Annotated in this window: 7 protein-coding genes; 6 read left to right on the forward strand and 1 reads right to left on the reverse strand. The window is 57.1% G+C overall.

Annotated elements, in window-relative coordinates:
• The first annotated feature begins 283 nt into the window (after positions 1–283).
• A complete protein-coding gene (locus PY254_RS03355; RefSeq protein WP_281014062.1) occupies positions 284–1,012 on the forward strand; it encodes a hypothetical protein in 729 nt (242 codons plus the stop codon).
• Positions 1,012–1,572 (forward strand): PIN domain-containing protein, encoded by a 561-nt coding sequence (locus tag PY254_RS03360; RefSeq protein WP_281014063.1) that lies wholly within the window; start codon positions 1,012–1,014, stop codon positions 1,570–1,572. Before PY254_RS03355 ends, PY254_RS03360 begins: the two co-directional genes overlap by 1 nt.
• Positions 1,573–1,797: 225 nt before the next feature.
• On the opposite strand, the gene PY254_RS03365 is transcribed toward PY254_RS03360, so the two are convergent.
• Positions 1,798–2,283, reverse strand: coding sequence for a JAB domain-containing protein (locus tag PY254_RS03365; protein WP_281014064.1), 486 nt, complete (start codon positions 2,281–2,283; stop codon positions 1,798–1,800).
• 630 nt (positions 2,284–2,913) lie between these two features.
• Between PY254_RS03365 and PY254_RS03370 the strand changes: the two genes are divergently transcribed.
• The 4 genes from PY254_RS03370 to PY254_RS03385 are packed head-to-tail and all read left to right on the forward strand — an operon-like array spanning position 2,914 to position 12,781.
• Positions 2,914–4,992 (forward strand): hypothetical protein, encoded by a 2,079-nt coding sequence (locus tag PY254_RS03370; RefSeq protein ID WP_281014065.1) that lies wholly within the window; start codon positions 2,914–2,916, stop codon positions 4,990–4,992.
• Complete coding sequence (locus PY254_RS03375; RefSeq protein WP_281014066.1) at positions 4,992–6,497, forward strand: hypothetical protein; 1,506 nt, start codon at positions 4,992–4,994, stop codon at positions 6,495–6,497. Before PY254_RS03370 ends, PY254_RS03375 begins: the two co-directional genes overlap by 1 nt.
• Positions 6,498–6,509: 12 nt before the next feature.
• Positions 6,510–12,032: a hypothetical protein gene (locus PY254_RS03380; protein WP_281014067.1), complete on the forward strand. Its 5,523-nt coding sequence runs from the start codon at positions 6,510–6,512 to the stop codon at positions 12,030–12,032.
• A 38-nt stretch (positions 12,033–12,070) separates the two neighbouring features.
• On the forward strand, positions 12,071–12,781 hold the full coding sequence (locus PY254_RS03385; protein ID WP_281014068.1) for an Ea47 family protein: 711 nt from the start codon (positions 12,071–12,073) through the stop codon (positions 12,779–12,781).
• Positions 12,782–12,820 lie beyond the last annotated feature (39 nt).

Raw genomic sequence — 12,820 nt, forward strand, 5'->3', positions numbered from 1 at the left:
AGCTTAGGGTCGGAAGCCGACATCCAGTTAGAAGCTCACTATCGGCCGATAACAGCCCTTGCGGGCTTTACAACGACCGCGCAGCTGCGACTGGTAGAAACTGGCCCGAAGCGGGCATATATTGAAGAACGCCTGACACCCATGCCATGGCATCATCAACCACATCTACTTCCGGCTGACACGGAAGAACGAGGACGCTTCAGAATGTGGAAGACTAGAGTCTCGGTGGGTGCGATAACATGGTGCTTCCATATGGCCCCACTCCGCCTCGCAAGAGACGCCCATGCTGGACGATGACCGCTACGTTTTTCGCATAGATGCCTTCACCCCCGAGACCATCCCGATGGCTCGGTTGGCGGCGTACATGGCAGAACTGGCCGCCATGCTGGGTGAAGAGGACAACGTCCACTTCGAGAAGGTCACGAAGGGCAGCGCCAAGCTGGCCGTGAAGGTGGAGCGGCCTGCCGTCATCAAGGTTCGCAACAACGTCAACGAAGCGCGCATGGGCGTTCGGGGCACGAGGGGGGACCGCTACCGGAAGCTCAATGAGATGCTCCGCAGCGACAATGCCGGGGGTACGCTCAAGCTCAACAACAGCAACATTCTTGTGTTCCCTGGACGCAAGGAGTCGCGCCCCCCGAAGCTGGGGCCGTTCACCCAGGCATTCTCTCGTGACGGACAGCTAGTCCGTATCGGCGGAAAAGACAAAACCGCACATGCCTCGATCCAGGATGCTGATGGACAGACCTGGAGCTTCGAGGTGTCCAGGGGACTGGCGCGTGAGCTTGCGCCCCACCTCTTCGAGGGAGTGATTCGTCTGACTGGTACCGTGCGCGCAACCCGGAACGATGATGGTGAGTGGTCCTACGATGCGCTGAAGGCTCACCAGTTTGAGGAACTTCGCGCGGAGACTCTGATGGAGGCGCTGGGTCGAATACGGGCCCTGCCGGCCTCGGAGACGTGGCTTCCTGATGCATGGCGTCGGATCGCGCAAGAGAGGGATGAAGACTGATGGTCGTCGCTGACACCGCAACCCTTCTGTTTATCCTCCAGCCTGATGCCAGCGCCCCGCTCGGGAATGATGGTGATCCCATCCCGAAGTGCCGGGAGCGCGTAGAGTTGCTGCTCAAGAACCTGAGCGAAGCGGGTGTCCGTGTTGTCGTGCCCACCCCTGTACTCGCAGAGCTAATGGTCAGCGTGGGGCCTGGAAAGGTCCAGCTGTTGGGCGAAATCAATCAGTCGGCCGCCTTCTCCATTGTCGCATTCGACCAGATTGCGGCTGTCGAATGTGCCTGCCTGAACGATCCAACACTGGGGAAGAAACTAGGCCCGAAGGACACCAAGGCGAAGGTGAAGTTCGACCGCCAGATCCTTGCAATCGCCAAGGTGGCCGGAGCCCACACGCTGTATACCGACGACAAGCGGTTGATCGCTAGAGCAACCGCTAATGGTTTAAAGACGGTGCGGATGCAGGATCTTCCGTTGCCGCCGGAGCCCCCGCAGGGCGAGCTGGAATTGACCCAGACCAAACCGGATGCAACGGCGAAGGAGCCCCACCAGCCTTCCCCGTAACCAGCACGCGACGTGCCTGCGAGCTAGGCACTCCGAACATTCTGCGCACGATGCAGATGCTGGCCGAATACCCGGTTTGGCGCGCCCTTTCGGAGGACCGCTCCCGCCGATAGCAGTCTATCGAGCCAGATTCGATCAAGTTGCGGGCGAGCTGATCATTGGCTTTTGGTTCGGATGATCAACCTCATTGGTGCTGCATCCAAGTTCTTGAACCGCCGCGGGCCTTCACAGAAGACCACGCTCCGCCATGCTGACGCACTCACTTCCCACCACGATGTGGTCAAGAATACGGACACCAATGAGCCTCAGTGCATCACGAAGCTCGTGGGTGAGCATCCGATCGGCCGCACTGGGCTCGGCTATGCCACTGGGGTGGTTGTGCGCAAGGATTGCCGCACTGGCGTTGATGACCAGCGCCGCTCGCACCACTTCCCTGGGGTGAACACTCGCCCCATCGACGGTGCCGGTGAAAAGCTTCTGGCAATCGAGGATACGGTGGCGGTTGTCCAGCCACAGGACGTGAAACTCTTCGTGCAGGAGCGCGCCCAAGCGCATACGCAGAAAGTCGCTGGCGTCCATCGGAGTGCCAATGCTCCCTTGACGTTCCAGCCGGCACTTCAGGATAGCTTCGGCTGCGGCGAGTACGTCCTGTTCGGTGGTCTCGCCCGTGAGCTTGTAACGGGTGTGAGTCAAAGATTGCGCGAGTTGCATGACGAACTCCTTAATGACGGCATAAACGCATAGAGCCCGGCCGTGAGGCCGGGCTCTATGCGTGGGGGCTTGGGAAGATTAAGAAACGAACGGAGCCAAATAGAGGCAGTAACGACGTGGATGTCGGCAGCCGTAGCTTGATTGCGGCTTCGCAGGACGACGAAGGCAGCGTTGGAACAGGCGCCTGATGCGAGTCGCTTAGAGACCCAGATTTTCGATGACCTTCCCGCCGCGGTCGCTACCAGCAAACAAAAGGCTGGCACGCAATCGATAGCGAAGCTTGCGGCGCCAGCTCATGCGCGAGGACTCTCTACCGCTCTCCGTGGAGTGGTATAGATCTGAAAATAATTCCGATCGACAATTTGGATGCGTACGTCGACCAGGATGGTGACCATGCGAAAATCTGCCGATTCCTAGAAAGTCCAGTGTCAACATGCTCGCCGAAGGCCGCTGGGGGCACGGCTCTCTCCACAACCTCTCACTTATGGACGGGAATCCAGAAGCTGCACGAATCTAATTTGATCGGACCCACATCTCGTCGGTTACCCTTGTAAGACGACCGTATAAACCGCCAAGCTGATATGCGCCCGGAAGGGCCTGATTGATGCGACTGACTTCGCAGGGGAAGTGATGCATAAGTATCCTGAAGGATTGTTGGATTGGTCTGGAGACAGGGCCGGCGGCGTGAAGAAGCTCTTCTACAAGGGGAGTGGCCGCCCCTCCGGTGACGTGATCACGACAAGGTTGCTCAAGCGCCTATCCGTCTGGGCCCAGAACATAGCGAGCGGCAAGGAAGGCACGCCCAGAGCGGTGCTGTTGATCGGCGGGCCTGGCAACGGCAAGACCGAGGCTATCGAGTACACGATTCAGGAGCTTGATGCCGCGATGCAACTAGATGGGGCACTGCGCGAGGAATTCGCAGCGCAGTATTCCGGGGAAGGCGACCTTACCCCGCGGCTCGTCCAAACTAACAAGACGCAGTTCCCGAAATGTAGCCGAATCTCGACAATCGCCCTCGTCCAAGATGGCTCCGAGGGCGAACAAGGAGATAGCGCCACTCCTGCGGAGCACGTGTGTAACGACATGCGCATGCTGCTGGAGGGGAATGAGGGATATGTCTACATGGCCTGCGTCAATCGTGGCGTACTGGATGATGCCTTGATCTTGTCCACTGAGCGGGGCGACTCCAAGGTGGTGGGATTGATCAAGCAGGTAGTCCAATCCGCTTCATTGGTAGCCAAGGGGATAGCTTGTTGGCCTCTTGATGGTTACCCGGGCTTCGGGGTCTGGCCAATGGATGTGGAGTCGCTGGCCGAGGAGACAAATAGCGTTGCATCGGCCGCGCGACAAGTGCTCAATGTGGCTACGAGGGAAGAAATGTGGCCTGAATTCGCGAGCTGTGAGGCCGGCGACCATTGCCCGTTCTGCATCAACAGGAAATTACTCGCCGGTGAGCCCCATCGGTCCTCGTACATCCAGATACTGCGCTGGTTCGAGATTGCCAGCGGCAAGCGGTGGAACTTTCGGGATCTCTTTTCGCTAACGGCCTTCTTGCTAGCCGGCACGACTGAGTCGGCTGGCGTTGGCACTTACCACCCCTGCCGGTGGTCGGCATCGTTGCTGTCCCCCAAAGAGCGGGACCCGGTGAAAGCAGAGGCGAAGAGAGTGCGAGGCCTATTCAAGCTAGTTGCGGCCCAATACCAGCATGCATTGTTTGGAGCCTGGCCAGTGGAGAAGGCCTCAGCACTCAAGCGCGATATAAAAGAGTTGAAGGTGGATACGCAACCGGCGCTGGTTGCGCTGCAGCAGTTCCTCGCGTTGGACAAAAGAAAGGAATCAACATCTACATTGCGCACGCAGCTGGCTGGCATGGGCAGCTACCTGGACCCCGCCTTTGCGAGTCCCGCACTGGAAGTAGCCGTTAGCGCCAACACCACCATCAGGTTCGAGGACCTAGACCGACGCTTCAGCCTTTCAATTCAGGAGGCGCGGAGGTTCCTCCAGAAGTACCAATGCCTATCGTCGATCGAGATTGATCTCCTTAAAGCGCTAGAAGTTGCCGACGTGATGCTCTCGGACGAGTCCACCAGGCGCCGCAAGCCTGCGGTGGCCGAAAGGATTCAGGCATTCGTTAGGCTTATTGCATGTCGCATCGCCCGTCGATCCATCGGAGTCAGGTGCGGAATTACCAAGGACTCGGATGTCCTGGCTGAATTCAACCAAGTCCTCAATGGCGACGCGTCCGCGTTACAAGTGGCAACCCAGCAAGTCGAAGGGCTGCTCAACAGCAAAGATCGTCGTTTTGTCGTTAGCCTGAACACGACATTTGGCGAGCCGCTACCTCCCCCAGAACGCCGGGTGATACTGACGACTGACATACAAAGGGTTCGCCCCATGCCTCAAGTATTGGATGACAGCAGGCCAAGGTTTCCTGTTCGTTTTCTAAGCGTAGGGTCTGGCACCGCAGCACAACCAGTCGCCCTGACCTACGAATTGTTCAAGGCCACAACGTCCCTGCGGAAAGGAATGGTTCCTGCGTCGTTACCTCGATCCGTCGTCGCACTCCTAGATACCACCCGCGCAAAACTGGCTGGATCGGTAGTGCGCGATGAGGAGACACTCGAAGGAAGCAAGATCCACCTTGGTATACGGGATGACGTGATCGTGCGTAATTTCGGGACTTTCCTGATTCGCAAGGAGCAGGTCTGATGTCAGAACAAGAGTTCCTCAAGGAGCCATGGGGGCAGGGCAAATCGCATCAAGCGTTCGAAAAGTCCATGTTCAATATCCGGCCGGCCCCGGAGTTCTCGACCGGCGAAGTAGTGTTGTCCTCGCTCTATCGAGCATCGGGCTTCAGGGATGTTTCTGAGAAACAAGTAAAGGGACTTGGTGACGAACTTAGCAAGGCTGCGGACAAAGCAAAAAAGAAGGACGCAACTGTCGGCGCGATCCAACCGGATACCTGGCGGACGGTTCTGGATCGACTCGTCCAGAGCCCCAAGGTTTCGCAGCAATCCTCGAAGCGGTTCATGTCGCTGTCCCCGGTTGTGCCGGATACAGCGCTTTATTCGGGCGCGGCTAGATTGAGCGGCAACCCTTGGAATCCAGGCCAGCTCGTGAAGCGGATCGTGCAGATGGGGGCGTCTTCCGATGAGGCTGCCGCGAAAGCGTGGCAACACCTACATGAGGCACTGGATGTCGGCACCACCGATGATGTATGGGCGCGCTGGCTTCAAGAGGAATTTGAGCTACGCCGGAAGGCGGGAGCGGAATGGCAGCCCACGGCATTGCCTGCGCTTGGCGGATTTCCACCGGCCGACCGATCGCGATTTCAATACCCTGCAAAGCAGTTCGTCGCCGATTTGGACGGAATCATCCAAGCCAAGCCTGCAATGACCCGACGCCAATGGATCAGCTTGCTGGAAGCGGTGCTACGGCTCGGCACCGTGAGCCATGTGCTTTGGCTGTGCGATGTAAACGACAGGATATGGAAGATTGCCCGTGCAGTGCTGGAAAGCGATGGCGCCAAGGTGCCAGTTTCCGAGGACGAAGTTGTATCCCAAGTGCTTTCGGTGAAGAAAAGGATGCTTTCCTTTGGCCATCCAGCGATTCCCATGCTTCGGGATTACACGTCCAAATATTTGTCCGCGCGACTCGGCTTGAATCGGGTGCTTTGGGCATTGGACGAGATGAAGATCCCGGTAGCCAATTTGGATTCCATATCAGGAATTCGTGCTTTTCTAACGACCGTTAAGGCTCGGCGGAAGGGACTGGTAGATGCAGGGGTTATCGAGTCACTCAACGAACTGTCTGACCGTGAGACCCGCACCATAACCTGCAAGAAGGGGATTGGTGCCAATTTGATGGAGTTCGCCCAATACACACTCGGTCAGCGCCAGACGATGGACGAAACCCTGCGGGGATACGATCAGGGATATTTCCTCAGGAAGCGCGGCGCGGCGCGAAATGCTGCATGGGTGCTTGCGCTCGGACCTGCATCAGTTCTCGCCATGACTCATTGTTGTCTACATGAGGTCAAGGGTCCGCGCTCGGTGCAGCGGCTTGCCAAGCATCTAGGGTCGTATGGGATCGAATTCGACCTTCATGGCTTGAACGATAGCGACCTTGGCCGCCAATTGCGCATGCTTGGCTTAGTGCTAGATAGCCCGGACGCCGAGAGTGGGATGCTGCTTGTCCCTCCTTTTGCAAACTGAAGTGGTGGTCTCTTGAGCAAACTCGCACACGCAATGGCAACTTGGGTCAAGGATCGGATGGCCACGGAGATTCTATCGCTCTCCGATGGAAGTCGCGAATGCCGGGCCGTGTTCTGCGCCCCGCCGGCAATCATGCTCAGGGAAGTGTTCGAGTTACTTGCGGGCGATGGTCACCTGCTTGAGGCGATGACGACCGATGACACGAGAATTTCCTACCCCGTGGTGCTCCAAGTCGAGGACGTCCCAGACGGTTCCCTCGTAGCCGGGGTTGGCCAGTCGGGCCTTTGTTCATTCCACGGCTTGGCGAGTATCCGAAATGCCCCTGGCTGCGGGACCTTCCTCACGCTGATTGCACCCGACGGGCAAATAAGCGACACGCATGAATCCACCCGCAAGGCATTTGGTGTCGCTGCTATAGCCCATAAGGGCGGCACCCCTATTTCCACTTGGTGGCATGACCCATTTGTCCAGGAAATGGTGGAAAAGGGCCTTGGGGATGGCGATTCCATGCAATTGGACCAGGCGACGCGACTGGTCCACGAGGCCGTCGTCGCAGCGGATGCCGCCAGCCAGCATGAAGTAAGCAGGAGCGGGGCATGGAAGGTGATCGAGGGACTGTGGGAACTGCGTGATTCCGGCATGGCCTTGGATGCTCGTATCAGTCTTGCTGCAGGGTTTCCTCTTTCCGAGGATGGTCAGGTGGATGCAGATCGCAAGTCATCCGTGCTTGACGCGCTGGTCGACAAGTTCGAAAGCGTGAATCTGGGAACTGGCATTGAGCAGCTAAAAGCTCGCGCAAGGGATGAAGCGGAGTCGGAAAGTCTGGATGCATTCCTAGCGCACATTCGCCGCAAGTGCGAAGTGGTCACGGCCCTCAAGCGGTCAATGCCTTATTTCTACGCGCCGGATGACATTGAGCCCCCACCTGCATGGTGGAAGGCACTAACGTTGCAGCGATGGGAGTCGCTGCTAGAGGAGGATGCGCCCAACGCCGAAATTGAGGTTTCGTGCGCGAACCCGCTAGCCATCCAAATGAAGGGCTTTGCGCCCGTGGTAAAGGATGTAGCCCGCATTCGGATACACGTGCGGTTGCCCGAGGATGCTGAAGTGCCTCAGGTCCGTGTGACACGGGAAGGCCCGGGTGGCGTAGGCAACAGGAGGGAGTGGATCCTATCCGGCAAAGGCGAATTGGAACTAGAGGATGACTCGATTCCCCTGCACAAATCGCCGGTGAAATATGCCGTAGAGGCCATCGGTCTCGATACAAGGAAGGCCACGCTCAAACTGATCTCACTCGCTACGTGGGAACCTGGCCTGATCGTTTTCTCAAGGACGGCTACGAAGGGAAAAGTTCCGAAGCTCACCCCCGGAAAGCCCATTGAGACAACCTTGGAAATGTCTGGGACAGGGCGCCACTATCTGGACATCTATGCCCGGCCGGGCGTGGAAATAGCTTCCATGGAGGCTCTAGGCAGCAGCCAGGATGAAGACATCGAGCCGGTCCGGATCGGCCGCGTGTCCGAACATGAGTACGGCATGGAGGTAGAAGCAGGCGGGGAGAGGTTCTACGAATTCGATGTAGTCAACACAAGTACTTCCAAGAAGGAGAAGTTCCGGATTTACCTGTTGGCGAACGAATCGGCGGCCGAGGAATGCACCAGTTACTTCGAGTTCCACTTGGCACGAAATTCCCGGCGTGAGAGCGGGCGATTGCCCAGGGCAGTGCATGCGAACAGCCAAGCGCGAAGCGCTCAGCTACAGGGGTGGATGCTCGACGAGTCGTGCGTAGCGCGCTCGTACTATCCCTTCGTGCTTGCCGCAGACTATGCATCTGAATGGCGGCGACGTGATTGGTCCTCGCCAGAAGAAACCATCTTCTCTGCGGCTAGGTTCTTGAACGACCCCCGGCCTGCCCCAGCTGATATGCAGCCGCCGATGTCGTTTACTACGGCAAGGCAGGCAATTGCAGCCAAAGTTCGCGGTGTGGAAGGGAATGACTTGATCGAATCCGCCAACCTCGGCGAATTGTTGGTGACGGACAAGGAGTTCGAATCGGCGGTTGACGCCTATATTCGGTCGTACCTGGATTGGCTGTCTTCATCCCCGGCGGAGGCATGCTGGTGTGATATCGGCTTGGTCATTGAGTTGGAGAGCGATGGTGAGACCCTCGCGCAGGTGCCAAACGCAATCATAGTTTCACCGCTCCACCCCATCCGGCTTGCCTGGCAATGCCTCGCGCAACGCGCAATGTACCTTGCATCCAGAAAGTTACCATGCCCGGCGGCAAGCATCATGGACCCTGATTGCGTGCCGGATACCATTGTTCTGCCATTGCGAGATGCCACCGGTGGCACGAACGATGTCACGTATTTTTCCGTTGAATGCAGTTCTGATTATTGGAGCATCCTTTGGAATACCAGCCGTCTGGACAAATTGGCGAAGCTCGGGGCATCGGCCCCGCTTGACCGCGAAATGGGCCTTCTGGTGGGTGGCATTTCCAGTGGCTTCAGCGTCTCCCAAGTCCATCGCGCAATGGACGATGTCTGCGAGATGCTGGTGGCGAAGCCTGTCATCGGGGTGCTGGTTTCCAGTGCGGCCGGGCAAAATAACGCCTGCAACGAAGGCATCCTGTCCTGGGGACGAAAGCATTTCTCCGAAGATGGGAGTGACCTTCAACACGCACTACGCATTGGTGCCAGCGAGGTCCATATATTCGACGAGCGTGGCGAGGACGTGCGCCCGGATGATGCGGAAATCTCGAACCTTGCCGAAGATACCTCCAATGCCGTCCAGTGGTACTCGGCTCCCGAGTCCACCGATTCACACGACCTCGCCATCATTGCCCAGTTGGAGACATCCAATGCAGCAGCGCTGCCAACGAGGTTGACCTCACCCCTCGGGGTGGGGGGATTGGTACGGGCCAGGATTCGAGAACAGCAAAGGACTGGCGGCGGCCAGTTCCTGTGCGAGTCGCGGATTGCTGGCCCCGCGCGCGTTTCCGGTGATGGCATTGCCGACAATACTGCCAAGGCAATCGCAAGGCTCGAAGGCTGGGCATCCAGTCCGATGGGATATGTCTTCGCCCCAAGCATCAATGCGGTCAAGAAGGCGCTGGACAAGGCTGAATTTGCGGCCGTTTCATCGTCTGCGGTGGATACGGCCTGCTTTCTCGGCAACTGGCTTGAAGGCACTTACTTGTGGGACTACGAGCTGCCCTCGTATTCAGGCAGGTCCGGCGATAGCAATGGGTACTACCTGCTCTCTCGCATCAAACCGCTTGACCTTGAAACGATGAAGATCGTCCTTCAGCGACTGCCAGACTGCAGCACCCTCCCGCAGGAAGAATTGTCCGCCATCGTCCAGGAAGTGGCGCGACGCGGCATACCAACCGTGCGCGGCTTGTCCGCTGGAAATTCGGGCGCCGCGGGTGACCTTGGGTTGTTCGTTGCCACGCGCCTACTTCAAGATAGCTTCAGGGGATCCGGCGCGAATGATGGCCTGCTGCAACCTTGGGTGGAGAATGCAGGTGAACATCAAATTACCTTGGTCATTCCCGTTGACCCGTTCCAACGATACCTAGAGGATCTGGGCAAGGCTATCAAGAAGCCCACCATGCATCGCCCGGATCTAGTCGTGGTCGGACTGTTGATCAGTGACTCATCGGTCAGGTGCAAATTGACCCCGATAGAGGTGAAGAATCGCAGCGGAAATGCACAAATGACATCTGCGTTGCGCTTGGATGCCTTGTCACAGGCAAAATCCCTCTCCGCACTGTTGCAGACGCTACGCCAGACATATACCGACGATCAAGAGATGTTGCTCTGGCGGTTGGCCTACCAGAACCTGCTTAATTCGATGATTGGCTATGGCTTTCGCGTCTACAGCCAGCATCTGGCCGAAGGTGGCCGTGCGTCCATATGGTCAGGCCTGCAATCAAAGGTCATGGAGGCCGTCCTTTCCTCCGAAATGGTTGTAGAAGTGGATGAGGCTGGGCGGCTTATCGTGATCGATGGGTCCGCCGTTAGCGGCCCTCGCGACACGGACGGTGATGGTTTCCGGGAGACCATTGAGCTTTCGCAGGCCGATGCGAGTTTGATCGTCCAAGGGAAGACCGGTGCTCTTTACAAATCGATGAAGGAAAGTTTGGCTGACTGGGCTCTACTCCCCTCGACAAAAGCCTTGGAAGTCGTAGTACCGATAGTCGTAGCACCGATAGAAGCCATATTCACCGATGCAACGAACGCTTCGGCTGCTACGACGACGGCTACGGGGCAAGAGGGACCTATGGGAGAACCACAGGCAGAAGTCGTTTCCGCCGTGGGAACCCTGAAGCTGGTACAGGACGACAAGGATATTGTCCCAGTAATGCCATCGGAAGCTCCGGCCACTGAAGATGGCTCCGCACAGACAGGTTTGAATCTAAGGGTCGGGGAGGCACTGGACAGTTTTCAGACTCACATTCGCCACCTCAACCTTGGTAGTACCGCCCTTAACCAGATGAACATGGGCGTAGTTGGTGACCTTGGCACCGGGAAGACGCAACTTCTAAAATCACTTGTGTTCCAAATCGCAGATGGCGAAACAGGGAACAGGGGCATCAAACCCAATGTCCTCATCTTCGACTACAAAAAGGACTACAGCACCGAGGATTTCGTTCAGGCCACTGGCGCGCGCGTCATCAGGCCACAACAACTGCCCTTGAACTTGTTCGATCTCTCGGCCTCCTCGCAAGCCATAACCCCTTGGCTGGAACGCTACCGTTTCTTTGCAGACGTATTGGACAAGATCTACCCCGGCATCGGGCCAGTGCAGCGTGATAGGTTGAAGAACGCCATCAGGGATGCCTACAAGGGATACGCGGACGGAGCCTATCCGACTATCCATGATGTCCACCGGAATTACGTGGCCGCATTGAAAGGCGGGGCGGACTCTCTTTCCGGCATCCTTGGCGACATCGTTGACATGGACCTGTTCGCTGAGGATCAGGCTTCGATCGTGGGGCCTGACGAGTTCCTGAAAGGCGTGGTTGTGATTGCCTTGAATGACCTCGGCCAGGATGACCGGACGAAGAGCATGCTCGTAGCGATCATGCTCAACGTGTTCTACGAGCGCATGCTCAGGATCCCAAAGCGCCCATTCCTGGGAAAGAACGGGGATATGCGCGTCGTGGATTCAATGTTGCTCGTGGACGAGGCAGACAACATCATGCAATACGAGTTTGATGTGCTGCGCAAGGTATTGCTGCAAGGCCGCGAATTCGGCGTGGGCGTAATCTTGGCCTCCCAATACTTGAGTCACTTCAAGGCCGGAGCCACGGATTACCGCGAGATGCTTCTGACGTGGTTCCTGCACAAGGTGCCGAACATTTCCGCAAAGGACCTAGGTCCATTGGGCTTGAATGATCCATCTGCCTTGCAGCAAGTTGCGGAGCGCATCAAGGTTCTGGGCTTGCACGAGTGCTTCTACAAGACGCATGACGTGGCCGGGGAGTTCATCAAGGGATCGCCGTTCTACCGCCGGAACGAGTGGAGCTAAACGTCATTCGAACTCAGGCGCGCACTTACTAGGCCCTCATGATGCGTTCGTTCGGTCTCGTAGAAGAGAAGCTGAGAGAAGCCGAGTATTTCTTAAGCCTTCTGTCGGAATCCGGCCGGCACTCGCAAGAAGCCAAATATTGCTTCAGCGCTTTTGTATCAGCATCACGCAGCGTGACTTTTGCTCTGCAGACAAGCCTCACGGGCGTTGATGGATTCGATGTGTGGTATTCCGTCGCACAAACTAGCCTGAAAGCAGACTTGCTTGCCCCGCACTTCGTTGAGTTTCGGAACTCCACCCAAAAGACGGGGGAAAATCCCATTGGCAAGGTCAACCCGGAAAACCTTCGCCACTACTTGTCGGCACAGCTAAACGGTACTGCCCCAAGGCATGTCCTAGTGCACCCTGCTTCCCTAAAAATGATGGATGCGTCAGAAGCATGCGCGGCTTACCTGACATCCGTTACTCGCATCGTCTATGACTGCTACGTCAACTTTCGTACGGTAGTCGACCCTCAGTGGCATTTCACCAAGGAGGTGTTTGATGACGCTGGCATGACATTTCAGGATGCGCTCCAAGAACTCGGTTACCCATCATCGTGGAGTGATGCCGTGTCGGTTGATTTAGATGGTTGGTCGTTGCTCCGGAAGCTGAAGCCGGGGTGTGCCATCAACGACATTTTCTATGCACGGCTTGGGCAAATTGTCCTTGGTCCCGATGAGCACCAGAAGCATGCTGAGGCCCAATAATTCGTTCAAAGCGAACTAGATCAACAGCCCAGTTTTCAG

Origin of the sequence: Rhodanobacter sp. AS-Z3 (genome assembly GCF_029224025.1) — a bacterium.
Taxonomy (GTDB): Bacteria; Pseudomonadota; Gammaproteobacteria; order Xanthomonadales; family Rhodanobacteraceae; genus Rhodanobacter.

Excerpts from the sequence above, each read along its gene's own strand:
- PY254_RS03385 (WP_281014068.1), top strand. The coding sequence starts at position 12,071 with ATGATGCGTTCGTTCGGTCTCGTAGAAGAGAAGCTGAGAGAAGCCGAG.
- PY254_RS03355 (WP_281014062.1), top strand. The coding sequence starts at position 284 with ATGCTGGACGATGACCGCTACGTTTTTCGCATAGATGCCTTCACCCCC.
- PY254_RS03360 (WP_281014063.1), top strand. The coding sequence starts at position 1,012 with ATGGTCGTCGCTGACACCGCAACCCTTCTGTTTATCCTCCAGCCTGAT.
- PY254_RS03375 (WP_281014066.1), top strand. The coding sequence starts at position 4,992 with ATGTCAGAACAAGAGTTCCTCAAGGAGCCATGGGGGCAGGGCAAATCG.
- PY254_RS03365 (WP_281014064.1), bottom strand. The coding sequence starts at position 2,283 with ATGCAACTCGCGCAATCTTTGACTCACACCCGTTACAAGCTCACGGGC.
- PY254_RS03370 (WP_281014065.1), top strand. The coding sequence starts at position 2,914 with ATGCATAAGTATCCTGAAGGATTGTTGGATTGGTCTGGAGACAGGGCC.